Origin of the sequence: Escherichia sp. WS2035 (genome assembly GCF_046487065.1) — a bacterium.
GTDB lineage: Bacteria > Pseudomonadota > Gammaproteobacteria > Enterobacterales > Enterobacteriaceae > Escherichia > Escherichia coli.
The window spans coordinates 104,568-120,474 of record NZ_JBJQKD010000015.1 but is presented as its reverse complement, the minus strand read 5'-3'; the positions used below and the strand labels follow the sequence as shown (position 1 = coordinate 120,474).

General features: G+C 53.9%; 17 protein-coding genes. 4 read left to right on the top strand and 13 right to left on the bottom strand.

The genetic code is table 11. The features are described from left to right. Window positions 1–150: 150 nt before the first annotated feature. Both norV and norW read left to right on the top strand, forming a co-directional pair. On the top strand, window positions 151–1,590 hold the full coding sequence (gene norV, locus ACJHX4_RS21285; protein WP_000029616.1) for an anaerobic nitric oxide reductase flavorubredoxin: 1,440 nt from the start codon (window positions 151–153) through the stop codon (window positions 1,588–1,590). Next, a complete protein-coding gene (gene norW, locus ACJHX4_RS21280; protein ID WP_000064691.1) occupies window positions 1,587–2,720 on the top strand; it encodes an NADH:flavorubredoxin reductase NorW in 1,134 nt (377 codons plus the stop codon). Before norV ends, norW begins: the two co-directional genes overlap by 4 nt. Window positions 2,721–2,941: 221 nt before the next feature. Here norW and hypF read toward each other — a convergent pair whose 3' ends face one another. Both hypF and hydN read right to left on the bottom strand, forming a co-directional pair. Further along, window positions 2,942–5,194, bottom strand: a complete 2,253-nt coding sequence (gene hypF, locus ACJHX4_RS21275) for a carbamoyltransferase HypF (RefSeq protein ID WP_001531905.1) — start codon at window positions 5,192–5,194, stop codon at window positions 2,942–2,944. Between the two features lie 152 nt (window positions 5,195–5,346). After that, window positions 5,347–5,874: an electron transport protein HydN gene (hydN, locus tag ACJHX4_RS21270; RefSeq protein WP_001078777.1), complete on the bottom strand. Its 528-nt coding sequence runs from the start codon at window positions 5,872–5,874 to the stop codon at window positions 5,347–5,349. Window positions 5,875–6,301: 427 nt separating this feature from the next. On the opposite strand from hydN, the gene ACJHX4_RS21265 reads away from it, so the two are divergent. Then, window positions 6,302–6,739, top strand: coding sequence for a hypothetical protein (locus ACJHX4_RS21265; protein WP_000536068.1), 438 nt, complete (start codon window positions 6,302–6,304; stop codon window positions 6,737–6,739). Window positions 6,740–6,830: 91 nt separating this feature from the next. Here the strand turns inward: ACJHX4_RS21265 and ACJHX4_RS21260 are convergent, their stop codons facing one another. The 11 genes from ACJHX4_RS21260 to hycA all read right to left on the bottom strand — a co-directional run bounded on the left by ACJHX4_RS21260 (window position 6,831) and on the right by hycA (window position 15,345). Further along, window positions 6,831–7,250: a type II toxin-antitoxin system HigA family antitoxin gene (locus tag ACJHX4_RS21260; RefSeq protein WP_000126294.1), complete on the bottom strand. Its 420-nt coding sequence runs from the start codon at window positions 7,248–7,250 to the stop codon at window positions 6,831–6,833. A 25-nt stretch (window positions 7,251–7,275) separates the two neighbouring features. Then, on the bottom strand, window positions 7,276–7,461 hold the full coding sequence (locus ACJHX4_RS21255; protein WP_001312049.1) for a hypothetical protein: 186 nt from the start codon (window positions 7,459–7,461) through the stop codon (window positions 7,276–7,278). A gap of 24 nt (window positions 7,462–7,485) precedes the next feature. Further along, complete coding sequence (gene hycI / locus ACJHX4_RS21250) at window positions 7,486–7,953, bottom strand: hydrogenase maturation peptidase HycI (RefSeq protein WP_000132953.1); 468 nt, start codon at window positions 7,951–7,953, stop codon at window positions 7,486–7,488. After that, window positions 7,946–8,356 (bottom strand): formate hydrogenlyase assembly protein HycH, encoded by a 411-nt coding sequence (hycH, locus tag ACJHX4_RS21245; RefSeq protein ID WP_001291913.1) that lies wholly within the window; start codon window positions 8,354–8,356, stop codon window positions 7,946–7,948. Before hycH ends, hycI begins: the two co-directional genes overlap by 8 nt. Continuing rightward, the gene (gene hycG / locus ACJHX4_RS21240) at window positions 8,353–9,120 is read right to left on the bottom strand and encodes a formate hydrogenlyase subunit HycG (protein ID WP_000067398.1); all 768 of its coding nucleotides are present in this window, start codon (window positions 9,118–9,120) and stop codon (window positions 8,353–8,355) included. The genes hycH and hycG overlap by 4 nt, the downstream gene beginning before the upstream one ends. Next, window positions 9,120–9,662 carry a formate hydrogenlyase subunit HycF gene (gene hycF, locus ACJHX4_RS21235; RefSeq protein WP_000493799.1) on the bottom strand — a complete coding sequence of 181 codons (543 nt, stop codon included), beginning with the start codon at window positions 9,660–9,662 and terminating at the stop codon, window positions 9,120–9,122. Before hycF ends, hycG begins: the two co-directional genes overlap by 1 nt. 9 nt (window positions 9,663–9,671) lie before the next feature. Continuing rightward, window positions 9,672–11,381 (bottom strand): formate hydrogenlyase subunit HycE, encoded by a 1,710-nt coding sequence (gene hycE, locus ACJHX4_RS21230; RefSeq protein ID WP_247773417.1) that lies wholly within the window; start codon window positions 11,379–11,381, stop codon window positions 9,672–9,674. Between the two features lie 17 nt (window positions 11,382–11,398). Then, entirely contained in the window at window positions 11,399–12,322 is a 924-nt protein-coding gene (hycD, locus tag ACJHX4_RS21225) for a formate hydrogenlyase subunit HycD (protein ID WP_000115226.1), read from the bottom strand. A gap of 2 nt (window positions 12,323–12,324) precedes the next feature. Next, the gene (hycC, locus tag ACJHX4_RS21220; RefSeq protein ID WP_001274391.1) at window positions 12,325–14,151 is read right to left on the bottom strand and encodes a formate hydrogenlyase subunit 3; all 1,827 of its coding nucleotides are present in this window, start codon (window positions 14,149–14,151) and stop codon (window positions 12,325–12,327) included. Beyond that, a complete protein-coding gene (gene hycB, locus ACJHX4_RS21215) occupies window positions 14,148–14,759 on the bottom strand; it encodes a formate hydrogenlyase subunit HycB (RefSeq protein WP_001079175.1) in 612 nt (203 codons plus the stop codon). Before hycB ends, hycC begins: the two co-directional genes overlap by 4 nt. A 124-nt stretch (window positions 14,760–14,883) precedes the next feature. Next, on the bottom strand, window positions 14,884–15,345 hold the full coding sequence (gene hycA, locus ACJHX4_RS21210) for a formate hydrogenlyase regulator HycA (RefSeq protein WP_000158058.1): 462 nt from the start codon (window positions 15,343–15,345) through the stop codon (window positions 14,884–14,886). A 211-nt stretch (window positions 15,346–15,556) separates the two neighbouring features. On the opposite strand from hycA, the gene hypA reads away from it, so the two are divergent. Beyond that, on the top strand, window positions 15,557–15,907 hold the full coding sequence (gene hypA / locus ACJHX4_RS21205; RefSeq protein ID WP_001299100.1) for a hydrogenase maturation nickel metallochaperone HypA: 351 nt from the start codon (window positions 15,557–15,559) through the stop codon (window positions 15,905–15,907).

Genomic DNA, 15,907 nt, shown 5'->3' with positions numbered 1-15,907 from the left:
ATATCGACCATTTGATTGATAGTCATTTTGACTACTCATTAATGAGCATAATTTTATTTATAGAGTAAAAACAATTAGATAAAAAACTGGCACGCAATCTGCAATCAGCAAGACATCTTTTTAGAACACGCTGAATAAATTGAGGTTGCTATGTCTATTGTGGTGAAAAATAACATTCATTGGGTTGGTCAACGTGACTGGGAAGTGCGTGATTTTCACGGTACAGAATATAAAACGCTGCGCGGCAGCAGCTACAACAGCTACCTCATCCGCGAAGAAAAAAACGTGCTGATCGACACCGTCGACCATAAATTCAGCCGCGAATTTGTGCAGAACCTGCGTAATGAAATCGATCTGGCGGATATCGATTACATCGTGATTAATCATGCAGAAGAAGACCACGCCGGAGCGCTGACCGAACTGATGGCGCAAATTCCCGATACGCCGATCTACTGTACAGCCAACGCTATCGACTCGATAAATGGTCATCACCATCATCCGGAGTGGAATTTTAATGTAGTGAAAACTGGCGACACACTGGATATCGGCAACGGCAAACAACTCATTTTTGTCGAAACGCCAATGCTGCACTGGCCGGACAGCATGATGACTTACCTGACAGGCGACGCGGTGCTGTTCAGTAACGATGCTTTCGGTCAGCACTACTGCGACGAGCATCTGTTCAACGATGAAGTGGATCAGACTGAGCTTTTCGAGCAGTGCCAGCGTTACTACGCCAATATCCTGACGCCGTTCAGCCGCCTGGTAACGCCGAAAATTACCGAGATCCTGGGCTTTAACTTGCCAGTCGATATGATAGCGACCTCTCACGGCGTGGTATGGCGCGATAACCCGACGCAAATTGTCGAGCTGTACCTGAAATGGGCGGCGGATTATCAGGAAGACAGAATCACCATTTTCTACGACACCATGTCGAATAACACCCGCATGATGGCTGACGCTATCGCCCAGGGGATTGCGGAAACCGACCCACGCGTGGCGGTGAAAATTTTCAACGTCGCCCGAAGCGATAAAAACGAAATCCTGACCAATGTCTTCCGCTCAAAAGGCGTACTGGTCGGCACTTCTACGATGAATAATGTGATGATGCCGAAAATCGCCGGGCTGGTGGAGGAGATGACCGGATTACGCTTCCGTAACAAACGCGCCAGCGCTTTCGGCTCTCACGGCTGGAGTGGCGGTGCGGTGGATCGTCTTTCCACGCGCCTGCAGGATGCGGGTTTCGAAATGTCGCTTAGCCTGAAAGCCAAATGGCGACCAGACCAGGACGCTCTGGAGTTATGTCGTGAACACGGTCGCGAAATCGCCCGTCAGTGGGCGCTCGCGCCGCTGCCACAGAGCACGGTGAATACGGTGGTTAAAGAAGAAACCTCTGCCGCCACGACGGCTGACCTCGGCCCACGGATGCAATGCAGCGTCTGCCAGTGGATTTACGATCCGGCAAAAGGCGAGCCAATGCAGGACGTTGCGCCAGGAACGCCGTGGAGTGAAGTCCCGGATAACTTCCTGTGCCCGGAATGCTCTCTCGGCAAAGATGTCTTTGACGAACTGGCATCGGAGGCAAAATGAGCAACGGCATTGTGATCATTGGTTCGGGCTTCGCCGCCCGCCAACTGGTGAAAAATATTCGCAAACAGGACGCCTGTATTCCATTAACCCTGATTGCCGCCGACAGCATGGATGAGTACAACAAACCTGACCTCAGCCATGTTATCAGTCAGGGGCAACGTGCCGACGACCTTACCCGCCAGACGGCAGGTGAATTTGCCGAGCAGTTTAATCTGCGCCTGTTTCCGCACACCTGGGTAACGGATATCGATGCCGAAGCCCATGTGGTGAAAAGTCAGAATAATCAGTGGCAATACGACAAGTTAGTGCTGGCAACCGGTGCCAGCGCCTTTGTCCCGCCAGTGCCCGGGCGTGAGTTAATGCTGACGTTAAATAGTCAGCAAGAGTATCGCGCCTGTGAAACACAACTGCGGGATGCCCGACGCGTGTTGATTGTTGGCGGTGGTTTGATTGGTAGCGAACTGGCGATGGATTTTTGTCGGGCAGGCAAAGCGGTCACGCTAATCGACAACGCTGCCAGTATTCTGGCGTCGTTAATGCCACCGGAAGTCAGCAGCCGCTTGCAGCATCGGTTGACGGAGATGGGCGTTCATCTGCTGTTAAAATCTCAGTTGCAAGGACTGGAAAAAACAGATTCTGGCATTCTGGCAACGCTGGACCGCCAGCGCTGCATCGAAGTGGATGCGGTAATTGCCGCCACCGGACTGCGCCCGGAAACCGCCCTGGCACGACGCGCCGGGCTGACGATTAATCGCGGCGTTTGCGTCGATAGTTATCTGCAAACCAGTAATGCCGATATTTATGCGCTGGGCGATTGCGCGGAAATTAACGGTCAGGTATTGCCGTTCCTCCAGCCGATTCAACTTAGCGCGATGGTGCTGGCAAAAAATCTTCTCGGCAATAACACGCCGCTGAAACTCCCGGCGATGCTGGTGAAAATCAAAACGCCGGAATTACCGCTGCATCTGGCAGGCGAACCCCAGCGTCAGGATTTACGCTGGCAAATTAATACCGAACGCCAGGGAATGGTGGCGCGCGGTGTTGACGATGCTGACCAGCTTCGCGCCTTTGTGGTCAGTGAGGATCGGATGAAAGAGGCATTTGGATTGTTGAAAACGTTGTCGATGTAGGCGAGCTACAGTGCCCCAAATGTCGGATGCGGCGCTGACGCGTCTTATCCGACCTACAGGGAACGCATGTGTTGATCACATAATACGTTTATGTCGCATTGCACTGTCCCAAAATGTCGGATGCGACGCTAGCGCGTCTTATCCGACCTGCGGGGATGAATATGTAGGCCGGATAAGGCGTTCACGCCGCATCCGGCAATGGTGTCCAAATGCAACACGCTTTATCCGTTCTGGACTTCACCCGCTAACCAACGCGCCGCAGCAATAACCCCCTGCCCCAGAGACAACCCGCCATCGCCCGCAGGTAAACTCTGTGGAAAGAGCAATGTGAAATCAGCGAGATAATGCGCCAGACGTGCACGCAGCAAACGGTTATGAATAACCCCGCCGCTAAATACCAGCGTAGTGATACCACGCATCGTGGCCTGCTCACGCATCAACGCGGCCCCCCCCTGCGCCAGCGCATCATGAAACGCCCACGCACGTTGATTAACCGGAGCCTGCCAGTTCAGCCACTGCTGCCAGAAGGTGGCGAGATCCAGTTGATTATCCACCAGCGGCATCGTCACCGGATGCGTCACGCCGTGGCACGAAGTCGCCAGCGCCTCCAGAGCACAAGCCGCTTCACCTTCATAACTTAACGTGGCTGGCGCACAGCCCAGCGCCGCCGCTACGGCATCGAACAACCGCCCACACGATGACGCCAGTGGTGCATTGATTCCACGCTCAATGGCCCGCGCCAGCACGCTCCAGTTTTGCTGTTGCACACTTACCGTTTCGGGATAACTCTGCCACTCCGGCACAAAACGCAAGCACTGCGTCAGCAGGTTTCGCCACGGCTGCTTTGCGGCAAGATCGCCACCAGCAAGCGCCACTGCAGGCAAGCCGCCCAGGTGCTCGCATTCACGATAGTTCACCCGCAGGCACTCTCCCCCCCACAAAGCGCCGTTCTCCCCCATACCAATACCGTCGAGTGTCAACGCAATGACATCTCCGCCATCCAGCGGCCAGTGATGTTCTGCCAGACATGCCGCTGCGTGAGCATGATGATGCAGCACCGTTTGCGTCGGCAGATTCATTTCGCGCGCCCACTGGCTGGAGACATAGCCCGGATGCGCGTCATGCACAACGTATTGCGGAGTGAAATCGTAGATGTTTTGCATCAGGCGTAACGCTTCGCGCCACTGCATCTGGATGCCATCGTCACTTAAATCGCCCAGATGCTGACTCAACACCGCTTGTTCGCCGCGCACCAGGCAGAAGGTATTTTTCAGATCCGCGCCGAGACACAGCACAGGCGGAACATTTTTAAAGCCCGGAGGCAAAGCCAGCGCATCCGGCACATACCCCCGCGAACGGCGCAGCATTTCGCCGCTTTCGCGCACCACCGAATCATCCATCCGCTGCACGATGTCGCGGTTATGTATCAAGAATCCGTCGGCAATGCCCTGCAAATCCGCCAGCGCCTGTTCGTTGCTGATAGCCGGTGGTTTACCGCTCAGGTTGCCGGAGGTCATCACCAGCGGGCATTGCAGTTCCTGTAACAGCAAATGCTGGAGCGGGTTCGCAGGCAACATTACCCCGACTTCGTTAAGGCCAGGGGCGATATCATCACAAAGCTCAGGTACATATTTTTTATCCACCAGCACAATCGGCGCGGCGGGCGTGGTAAGCAACTGGCGCGCAGCGTCTGGTAAACCGTCAGCCACTGGCAACATGACCGCCAGCGGTTTCGCCGGGCGATGTTTGCGCGCCCGAAGTGTCGCCACCGCGTTACTGTTACGTGCATCGCAGGCAAGATGAAATCCGCCAATCCCTTTGATGGCGACAATGTTGCCCATTTTTAACTGTGCGATAGCTGCCTGTAATGCCGCCTCTTGTTCTGCATGTTCACCATGACTTACCCATTCAAGATGGGGGCCACACTCCGGGCAGGCCACCGGCTGGGCGTGGAAGCGACGATCGAGCGGGTCACAGTACTCTTTGTCACAAGCCGGACACAGCGGAAACGCCGCCATCACGGTAAACGGGCGGTCGTAAGGCATGGCGCGAATAATGGTGAAACGCGGGCCACAGTGGGTACAGTTGATAAACGGATAACGATAACGCCGCTCGCCCGGGGTATTCATTTCGGCAAGGCAAGCAGGGCAAGTCGCGGCATCGGGAACTATTTGCGTATTCATAGCGCCGCCTGTGCTCTGGCGGATAGTGAACTCGGTGGGCAGTTGTGACCAGATAAACGGCTCACGCTCGACGCTATCAATACGCGCCAGCGGCGGACAATGCTGATGCAATTGAACAAGAAAGGTTTCCGGCTCTTCCAGCAGCCGGACTTCTACGCCATCGCCGTCATTACAGACATCGCCGTGAAGATTTAATTGCTGTGCCAGTTGCCAGACAAACGGACGAAAACCGACGCCCTGCACTTTGCCACGAATACGCAGTTGGACACCGCAAGATGTGTTTTTTGCCATTGAGTTATTCCCGCCATCATGAATTGCGTAACCCGCCCAGCCGGACACGACAGCGTCGCATCCGGCAGTCACAGGTCGGCGATACTGCCCGCTTCGTATTCTACGAATATTTCCGGGAATTCCTTTGATACCAGAACAGTTCTGTAAGATTTTTAGAACATCAGCGCCGTGCGGCGGCGTTTTTCTGCGCTCAGTTGTTCAAGTTTATTACGATCGACACAAATCAGCGCATGGGTCGGGCAAGCCGCCATACACGCCGGGCCGTCTTCACGATGGTTGCACAGGTCGCATTTATTGGCTTCGGCTTTGTCAGCCCGTACATTCAGCCCTGCGCCGCTGTTGCGAATCACCGGACGCACCACCACTTCCATCGCACCATATGGGCAAGCCACAACGCAGGTTTTGCAACCAATACAACGTTCCTGCATGACATGAACAAACCCTTTATCACGGCTGATAGCACCATTCGGGCAGACGTTAGCGCACGGTGCATCTTCACACTGACGGCAGACTGTCGCCGTGGAAATGTTCACACCTTTAATGACATGGATTCGCGGTAAAAATGTTTCCGGGGTCAGCGATGCACAGTCCTGATTTTCCTGATGAGAAACCACGCACGCCACTTCACAGGTACGGCAACCAATACATTTACTCGCGTCAGCAATGATGAAACGGTTCATCAAATTCTCCAGCAATAACAGTTAATGCGCCGATACATTCACAAATCATGCCAGTTTTTAATTTACTGTTATTTAAGGAAATTAAATTCTGTACTACAGGAAAAACGATGTCATCGACACTAGTGTCGATGACATGTGATGACAGTATTTATCGTAGTAAGGCAGAGAGAATCCGTTTTCTAATGAATATTTTATCGTTGCCAGTCCACATCTGGGTACTTTTTTCCGACAAGTCGTTCTGGTGGTATAAAAAAGTAATTGCCAGTAACGGGGAGGATTTAAGGGAAGCAACCGTGCCGGATACGGCGTGAACAACGACCACTTTGTCAGCTATCCATATGATTGTATTTTGAGGTTCATCGCAGATTAGCGATGAACCTTTATTGAATAATACTATTTCGACTGAAATAACAGGTAAGGATACAAAATGGGTTCATGGGGAATGGAGGCTCTCGAAAGCGACGAAGGGCTGGATTTGATTAATTGGGTAGAGGAACAACTGCAAGATGATTCGACCTTTGATGCCGAGTCAATTGTTCAACGCTTAAGCCAGCATGAAGATTTGTTCGGATTTCAGGGAGATGAAGAATTTCTCTACGATAATTACGATAATAATGTTATCGGTCTCGTTGAACTTATCATTCAAAAAGCAGCCGGGAAAAAAATCACATCGAGTAAACAAATTGATCAACTCGACGGTTATCAGCTCACGTCGACTTTCAGCAAAAAACTCCAGGGCCGTTTACAAACAATCGACGACACACATGAGTGGATAATGCTTTTCGAGGGGCGAGCACGCGAAAAAGCAAAAGCATATCTGATTGAGCTTACTGATAAATTAAGAGTAGTAAAGACAACAGCCTGAATGACAAACAAGGGCGCGCAAAATTAAGAATCTGCGCCCTTTCAAAGCCCGATAGGCGTAGCGCATCAGGCGATTTAGCGTCTGCCATCAGTCAAAGAAACCATTCCGGCTTAACGCCAAATCGGGCTGAAAGTGCCTTAATGTGGGATATCGTCAGGGAACGTTGTCCAGATAAAATCTGGCTGACCAGGGATTTAGAGCCGATTTCGTTCTTCAAATCTGCATAGGTCAGATTATGTTGATCAATCAGCGTGCGAAGTAACGCCACACCAACAGGCATTGCTGCAACGGCTTTGTCGAACTCTGCAAACTTTTCGTTATTGTTTTCATATTCTGCAATGCGGCTCGCCAGAAAGTCGATAAGTGGATTAGTATCATCTTCTTCAATCAAATATTCGACCAGTTCCAGTGCTTCACGGTAATCATCTTCTGAGTCACTGCCTCCCAGAAAGGGGACTGCATTGACCAGTTCTCTTGTTGCTTTAACAGCGCGTGCAGCATTAGCAGTCATTCTTTGTTCTCTCTGTAGTAACGTGTCAGACGCCCACTTTTCTAAAATGCCAGGTTTGCTCGGCATCATAAGGCATGGTCAGGAGAGGTTTCAGCGCCCGCTTTTGCGCGTATTCGCTGTCACTCATTGGCAGATATTCGGTAAAGCTGGTGGCCTGTGCAGGCAGCACTAAGCTCAATAAAAAAGCGCACATCCCTGTTTTGATGTTCAATTCCCTGAATTCCCTAATGAAGAATTATTCTTCCACCGCTAACTGCGCGAAGCCGCCATTTCCTTCCCAGCCTTCCAGCCGCTGATACACCGTTTCCACCGCATCTTTAATCGGCTGAGTCATCGGGTAGTAAAAGCCGACGATATCCGGCTGGATGCCAAGGAAAATCACTTCGCCAATATCTTCTTTCAACTGGTCGATAAGATAGTTCAGCGGCATGTTATGGGTAGTCATCATAAACATCTCGGCGATGTCAGCCGGGTCGATGATGCGGATCTCGCCAGGGTTTAGCCCCATATCCGTGGCGTCGACAATCAGCAGCCGTGTCGGGCGCAGTTCGCGGATAGCGACAATGTCGTTTTCCGGTGCGCTACCGCCGTCAATCACTACCCAGTTACCTTTCGGCGCGGCGGCGCACTTTTCCGCCAGTAGCGGGCCTGCGCCATCATCGCCCATCATGCTATTGCCAACACAAAGTAAAACGTCAGTCACGCAGTCTCCTCACCATCAAATAGATGGCGTTTTCCTGATGAATATCATGCAGCATACTTAACAGCATTGTACTCCATTCCTTCTGCTGCGAAGTTTGCGCTGCCCGGGCTTTATCGAATGCGTTGGCCAGCATCGGCACATGGTTAATGTCGATGACGATCTCACCATATTTCGGCACGCCTTCCATTTTACGGCGGGCTTCGCTGCCCGCCTCCAGAGTGGCAATCCATGCCAGATAGTCATCCCACGGGCAGGTAAGTGCCGCTTCCAGGCAATCGATAACCCCAAGGTGGTGACCAATCGCCAGGCTGTAATAGACCACCTGCTGCGCCTCGGCGGGCGTGGCATCGTTCTCATCAATAAATTTACGGCTCAGTTGACTGAACACCACCTTTTCACTCATCGGATACGCGCCTCTTCAACAACATGATTCAGATGGCTGACAATCTCGTTCAGACGCGGATCGTTTTCCGCTTCCAGCCAGCGTGCAACCTGTTCTTCGCCCTGCCCTAACTGTGTCAGGAAATCATCGGCAATCTGGCGACCGTAACGATAACCCGCCAGACGACGCGCTTCACGGTCCACTTTCACACGCAACGGTTGCACCATATCAGGATGTAGAATGTCTGCCGGCTGCTCATCTTGCTCACCCGGCCCACGGGCGTGGATTTTCTGCTCCAGCAGGCCGAGCGCCATCGCAAAGCCGTACAGCGTGGCGGCAGGCGTTGGCGGGCAGCCAGGGATGTAGACATCTACCGGAACGATTTTATCCGTACCGCCCCACACGCAGTAGAGATCGTGGAAGATCCCGCCGCTGTTACCGCAGGCACCGTAAGAGATACAGATTTTCGGGTCCGGCGCGGACTGCCACGCACGCAGCGCAGGGGATCGCATTGCACGGGTGACCGCGCCGGTAAACAGTAAAATATCCGCATGACGCGGTGACGGAACGACTTTAATGCCGAAGCGTTCTGCATCGAACAGCGGCGAAAGCGTGGCGAAAATTTCGATTTCGCAACCGTTACAGCCGCCGCAGTCCACGCGATAAACGTAGGCAGAACGTTTGATTTTTTTCAGTAACGACGCCTTCATGCTGGCGATGGATTCATCCACCGTCATCGGGACCGGAATGCCGTTGGCGTCACGGGGGCCTAATAAATTGCTCATCAGATGGCCTCTTTCATATGGCGAGTCAGTTCAATACGGTCGGACGGCACCAGGCATTTCTGGCGCTTACATTCCGGGCAAGTCTCAAAGCTTTCGCGGTGGTTTTCCGCGCGGCTGTCGCCGTTGTGCTTAAGCAGCGCAATGGCGTAGTCGATCTCTTTCTGGACGGCGAAAGGACGATTGCAGACGCGGCAGTTGCACAGCGCGAAGCGGGACTGTTGCAGGAAGTCTTCTTTCTTCCACACCGCCAGTTCGTATTCTTGCGACAGCTTAATCGCCGCCGTCGGGCAGACTTCTTCGCAGCGTCCACAGAAGATGCAGCGTCCAAGATTGAACTGCCACGCCAGCTCTCCTGTGGCGAGGTCAGTTTCAACCGTTAAGGCGTTTGACGGGCAGGCATTGACGCAGGCCGCACAGCCGATGCACTGCTGCGGGTTCTGCTCTGGCTTACCACGGAAGTTTTTATCAACCGCAATCGGCTCCAGCGGATAAGACGAAGTCGCCGTGCCGGTTTTGATGACTTTTTTGATAAAGGTAAACATGGCGATTCCTTATTTCAGCGGCGAGTTTTTACGCTCAATGCTGTAGCGCTCGAGTTCTTTGTACGGCACCACTTTGCTCTTCTTCTTACGTACATCGACCACGGTTATGCGGTCGGTACAGGAGTAGCAAGGGTCCAGGCTACCGATAATCAGCGGCGCATCGGAAACGGTATTGCCACGCAGCATGTAGCGCAGGGTCGGCCAGTTCGCGTAGGTCGCGGCACGGCAGCGCCAGCGGTACAGCTTCTGGTTGTCGCCGGTCATGCTCCAGTGGATATCGTCGCCGCGCGGCGCTTCGGCAAAGCCCAGCGCGAAACGGTGCGGAATGTAGGTAAAGCCTTCCACCATCAGCGGGCCGCCCGGCAGGTTATCCAGACCGTAATCGATCATATTCAGCGCGGTATAGACTTCGTTGATACGCACTTTCAGACGGGAAATAACGTCGCAGCCCTGCTCGCTGTGGACTTCCATTGGCAGCAGGCCATAACCAACAAACGGGTGATCGGCGCGGGTATCGCGAGCGTGTCCGCTGGCGCGGACCATCGGGCCAACGTTACTGAAATCGCGGGCAATTTCCGGGTCCAGACGACCAATGCCGACGGTGCGCTGTTCCATGTTCGGTGTGCTCAGCAGCACATCCACCAGCTCCTGCACTTCACGACGCATCTGTTGCGCCAGCTGGCGGGTCTGAATCATGTCGTCTTTCAGCAGATCGCGACGAATCCCGCCGATCAGGTTCAGGCCGTAGGTTTTACGCGCACCGGTAAGGATCTCTGCCATTTTCATGGAGGTTTCACGCACGCGGAAGAACTGCATAAAGCCGGAGTCAAAGCCGGTAAAGTGACAGGCCAGGCCGAGGTTGAGCAGATGCGAGTGCAGGCGTTCTACCTCCAGCAGAATGGCGCGGATCATCTGCGCGCGTTCTGGCACCTGAATACCCATCGCGTTTTCCACCGACGTGGTATAGGCGGTGCTGTGAGCAAAGCCGCAGATCCCGCACACACGGTCAGAGAGGAAGGTCACTTCGTTGTAACCCATACGGGTTTCCGCCAGTTTTTCCATGCCGCGATGGACGTAGAACAGGCGGTAGTCGGCGTCGATAATGTTTTCACCATCGACGAACAGACGGAAGTGACCCGGTTCGTCAGAAGTGACGTGCAGTGGACCAATCGGCACGACGTTGTTTTTCTTGTCGCCCAGTTCGTTGATGAACTCGTAGGTTTCAGCATCGGTAGTCGGTGCCGGACGCTGACGATAATCCATGCTGTCTTTACGCAGAGGATAAAGTTCATCCGGCCAGTCATCCGGCAGCACCAGACGGCGTTCATCCGGCAGACCAACCGGAATCAAACCGTACATATCGCGCACTTCACGCTCGCCCCACACCGCCGCCGGAACGCGCGGCGTCACGGAAGGATACTCCGGTTTGTTGGCGTCAACTTCAACGCGAACCGTTACCCAACACTTGGTGCCCTTCTCCATCGACAGCACGTAATAAACGGCGTAATGACCATTCAGTTTGCGTTCGTCGTTACCAAACAGCACCGACAGCCAGCCACCCTGCTTGTAGTAGAGAAACTCCACCACTTCCGGCAGGTAGTTCACCTTTACGGTCACGGTCAGCTGATCTTTGGTCTGCCAGGCGTGGTCCAGCACGACGCCAGGAAATGCCTCATTCAGCGCGGCGAGATAATGTTGACCTAATTTTTCTTCAGACATGCTCAAACTCTCTTTAATCACGCCGCCAGCAAGGAGACGAACGCTAAAAATGCAAAGCCAAACCCGGCCCAGGTAATGCGCGGAGTAATATCAAGACGCAGACGGGCCATGCTGTTTTCGAACAGCGCGATAACCAGGACGCCAACCACCAGTTTGACGATGGCAATCACCAGCGCCAGCAGCAGCCCACCGACGGTGAAGGTTTCCATTTGTCCCCACGGAATAAACACCCCGACGAACATCTGCAACACCACCAGCTGTTTCAGGCTGATACCCCATTTCATGACGCCAAAGCCGCTGCCGCTATACTCAGAGAGCGGACCTTCCTGCAACTCCTGCTCGGCTTCCGCCAGGTCGAACGGCAGTTTGCCCATTTCGATAAAGGTGGCGAATGCACAGGCACAAAGCGCCAGCACCAGCGGGATGCTCTGGCTCAGTGGCCAGTGATAAACGGTGTCGGTGATGTTGCTGATGTTGGTGGAACCGGCAACCTGTGCGGCGACCCACAGACCAAGCAGCAGCATCGGTTCAACCAACACGCCAAGCATCGCTTCACGGCTCGCGCCGATAGCGGTAAACGGGCTACCGGTATCCAGACCAGAAATGGCAAAGAAGAAACGCGCGATGGCGAAGAGATACAGTAAGGTGATCAAATCGCCCAGTTGCGGCAGCGGAGAACCGACGGTCACCACCGGCAGCGCAGTGGCGATAGTCAGCATGACGCCCACCATCACATACGGCGTCAGGCGGAACACCCAGCCGGAGGCATCCGGGCCAACGCTCTGGCGGCCCAGCAGTTTGATAATGTCGCGATACTCCTGCAACACACCCGGCCCACGACGGTTATGCAGACGGGCGCGTGCTACGCGGGTAATACCGGAGAGCAGCGGCGCAACGGCAAATAGCACCAGCGCCTGAATTAACGGATATAAAACACTCATTCTCAGGCTCCTCGTGAAACAATAATCACCACCAGCACCGCCAGTTCAACCAGCGCCATCCGGCGGAACAGCAACGCACTCCCCTCGCACTGCCAGCCCGGCACCAGAGACACCGGATTCAGCCATTTGCGTAGTTTCAGCACCGGCGCAAACGCCTGTTTCACCGGCATGGCAAAACCGTGAGCGGTAATCACCATTGATTTTTCATGATCGTAGCCGCACACCCAGGCCGCGCCGCGGGAACGCGACGGCAAACGATCGCCTTTGCAAATCGCCATAATGATGAATGGCAGCAGCGGGCAGGCAATCAACAACAACGTGATCATTGGTTGAGAAACGGTGGTGTTAGCAGGCTCCAGCGGCAGAGGTACAGCAGCAGAGAGCATCGGCAGTAGCCACGGCGCAGCAACACCGCCAATTACGCAGCAAATCGCCAGTGCCACTACGCTTACGCTCATCAGGAGCGGCGAACAGGTGGCGTTTTCGGCTTCTTTGGTACGCGGCGCGCCGAGGAAAGTAACGCCATAAACTTTCGCCATACACATCACCGCCAGCGCACCGGTAATTGCCAGCCCCACGGCGAGCAGCGGCCCGAGAAGACGGGCAACAAACGCGCCACTATTGCTCAGTTTGAAGAAGGATTGATAGATAACCCATTCCCCGGCAAAACCGTTCAGCGGCGGCAGCGCAGCCATTGCCATCAGCCCGACTAACATGGCGATGGAGATAACCGGCATTTTCTTGCCAATACCACCGAGTTTTTCGATATCGCGATGACCGGTACGGAACCAGACGCTCCCCGCACCAAGGAACAGTACGCTCTTGAACAGGCTATGGTTAAGCAGATGGTACAGACCACCAACCAGACCAAGGGCAATCAGCGCCGGTTGTTCGAGCGCGATACCCGTTACGCCAGCGCCCAGCCCCAGCAGGATGATGCCGATATTTTCCAGGGTGTGGTAAGCCAGCAGACGTTGGATATTATGTTCCATCAACGCATACAGACCGCCGACGAATGCGGTGATCATGCCGAGTACCAGCAGTGCGATCCCCCACCACAGCGGTGCATTACCGCCCAGTAGTGACAGAGTTAAAATGCCCAGCAGGCCAATTTTCATGACTACCGTGGAAAACAGCGCGGCAGCTGGCGCAGAGGCGTTGGCATGTGCCTGTGGCACCCAGCCGTGCAGCGGAATAATCCCGGCCAGCAGGCCAAAGCCAATCACACCGAGCAGCCAGATATCGGAACCGAGCGGCAGCTGTTGCATACGCATATCCAGCAGGCGCAGATCCAGCGTGCCGTAACGCTGCCACAGCAGCCAGCAGGCAATCGCCAGCAGCAGAGTGCCAAGACGCCCCAGCGCAAACCACAGTTTGCCCTCTTTGCTGTTGCTGGTGAGGAACACCGCACACAGGGCCATGATTTCGGCCATTACCACGAACATGCCGAGGTTGCTGGCGATGACGGCACAGACGGCGGCAGCCATCAACATATTGATCTGCAAGCCGTTGCACTTCACCTGCGCGTGGCGATGCCAGTCAATGTTGTAGAGGCTGACAAACAGACCGCACAGACCGAGCGTAATCAGCCAAATCGCGTTAAGCGGAGAGATTTGCACATCGTAGCTTACCAACGACAGCGCACCGCTCACGCCAACCGCGCCAGTCAGCACAGTGAAGCCCGCGGCTGCCGTATACAGGCTACCCACCGCGCCGCCAATTCCGGCTATCCAGCCACTTAGCGCTTTTTGAAAAGAAAAGAGAAATGCCAGAACAGCGGCGGCGACAAACCACGCCACGCCGCTATTGATCAGGGAAATTGCGCTCATTTAGCCTCTCCACTTTGAGCCTGCTGAAACAAGGTGAGATCGCCAAAGTCCGTGTTAAAAGTCAGCTCACGCTTACGTTTGCTGACGCGGGCGATATCGGTGTTATCCACCAGATGCAGGGCTTTAGTCGGGCACATCCGCACGCAGGCCGGACCTTGTTCATCAAAGCTACAAAGGTCACATTTGACGGCGATCGCGCGAATACCTGGCACCCAGTCAAGCAATGTGCTGACACGCGCCGGAGCAGGCGGTGCCGGTGGCGCTTTCGGGGTATTGGTGTTTGCCGGAATATCCAGCGGACGGCTGCCGGAAAATTCAATTGCGCCAAACGGGCAGGCGATGCCACACAGTTTGCAGCTTACGCACAAGCTTTCATTCAGCTGTACGGCACCATCAACACGAGTGATGGCGTTAACCGGGCAGACCGTTGCGCAGGGTGCATCTTCACAGTGGTGACAGAGCTGCGGCGCAGATTCTTTTTCATTGAGCATCACTCGCAGGCGCGGCATTGATTGCAGGCCGTGCTGGCGATGCGTCTCTGAACAGGCAGCCTCACAAGTGTGGCAGCCGATACAGAGCGTGGAGTCAGCAATTACAAAACGATTCACCAGGCATTCCTCAGGTGATTGTCATTTTTGACGAAAACATGCCGATGAAATGTCATTTTCGACACTCATCGACACGCCCATCCCCAAACAGGCGTAACGCCTGCAAAACGGGCAAAGCCTCAGCTCATGCTACCGGGCTTTGTCCCTTTACCAGTTGGCTTAAATTCACCGGCACATTGTTTTCAATGGCGGTATATAAGCTGTCGTAAACGCCAGCGATTTTTTCGAGATAGTGTTCCAGAACTTGTTCGCGATCGCGGATGTTGACCTTGCCATCAATCATGCCGTCAATGCTCAACTGCGCCTGCGCAATCCGCTGTTTGTCTTCGCCATCTTTTGTTTCGACGTAATACTCGATGGTGTGGCTGTTAAAGCCATCCGCCAGGGTGACGTAAATGCGAAAATGTTCAAAAAGGACGAAACAGAGTTCTTTGTCCGGCGCGCAGCTCATGGCGTGATGCAGGCGCGCTTTCGATAACGTGATCCCCTGAACCAGCGAATTGCAGTAGATGTGCCACTGGTCCTGTAGGCGACGATGCCGCTGTGCGATGTAATCGGCTTTCTCGCTTATTTCCCAAATAGTCATTGTCAGGTTACCCGTTTAACAGAGATGCCAGCTTTAAGCATTTTCTGTGCCAACTTTTAATTCATTGTTATTAAAGCGATTTCTAAGCTAAAGATGAATTTCGTCGCCGTGTCGACGTGTCATTTCGACATCATCGACATTATTCACCGCAGGGATAATCAACACTGGCACAATTATTGCTTGTAGCTGGCAATAGTTAATGGGAGGCGATATGCACGAAATAACCCTCTGCCAACGGGCACTGGAATTGATCGAACAGCAGGCCGCAAAACACGGCGCAAAACGCGTAACTGGGGTCTGGCTCAAAATTGGCGCATTTTCTTGTGTCGAAACCAGCTCTCTTGCCTTTTGTTTTGATCTGGTTTGCCGCGGCAGCGTGGCGGAAGGTTGTAAACTGCACCTCGAAGAACAAGAGGCCGAATGCTGGTGTGAAACATGCCAACAGTATGTGACGCTACTGACCCAGCGCGTCCGCCGCTGTCCACAGTGTCATGGTGACATGCTACAGATTGTGGCAGACGACGGTTTACAGATTCGGCGGATAGAAATAGACCAGGAGTGA

Bases quoted from the DNA above. Each gene is read 5' to 3' on its own strand.
- norV (WP_000029616.1), top strand. From the start codon at position 151: ATGTCTATTGTGGTGAAAAATAACATTCATTGGGTTGGTCAACGTGAC.
- norW (WP_000064691.1), top strand. From the start codon at position 1,587: ATGAGCAACGGCATTGTGATCATTGGTTCGGGCTTCGCCGCCCGCCAA.
- hypF (WP_001531905.1), bottom strand. From the start codon at position 5,194: ATGGCAAAAAACACATCTTGCGGTGTCCAACTGCGTATTCGTGGCAAA.
- hydN (WP_001078777.1), bottom strand. From the start codon at position 5,874: ATGAACCGTTTCATCATTGCTGACGCGAGTAAATGTATTGGTTGCCGT.
- ACJHX4_RS21265 (WP_000536068.1), top strand. From the start codon at position 6,302: ATGGGTTCATGGGGAATGGAGGCTCTCGAAAGCGACGAAGGGCTGGAT.
- ACJHX4_RS21260 (WP_000126294.1), bottom strand. From the start codon at position 7,250: ATGACTGCTAATGCTGCACGCGCTGTTAAAGCAACAAGAGAACTGGTC.
- hycH (WP_001291913.1), bottom strand. From the start codon at position 8,356: ATGAGTGAAAAGGTGGTGTTCAGTCAACTGAGCCGTAAATTTATTGAT.
- hycG (WP_000067398.1), bottom strand. From the start codon at position 9,120: ATGAGCAATTTATTAGGCCCCCGTGACGCCAACGGCATTCCGGTCCCG.
- hycF (WP_000493799.1), bottom strand. From the start codon at position 9,662: ATGTTTACCTTTATCAAAAAAGTCATCAAAACCGGCACGGCGACTTCG.
- hycE (WP_247773417.1), bottom strand. From the start codon at position 11,381: ATGTCTGAAGAAAAATTAGGTCAACATTATCTCGCCGCGCTGAATGAG.
- hycD (WP_000115226.1), bottom strand. From the start codon at position 12,322: ATGAGTGTTTTATATCCGTTAATTCAGGCGCTGGTGCTATTTGCCGTT.
- hycC (WP_001274391.1), bottom strand. From the start codon at position 14,151: ATGAGCGCAATTTCCCTGATCAATAGCGGCGTGGCGTGGTTTGTCGCC.
- hycA (WP_000158058.1), bottom strand. From the start codon at position 15,345: ATGACTATTTGGGAAATAAGCGAGAAAGCCGATTACATCGCACAGCGG.
- hypA (WP_001299100.1), top strand. From the start codon at position 15,557: ATGCACGAAATAACCCTCTGCCAACGGGCACTGGAATTGATCGAACAG.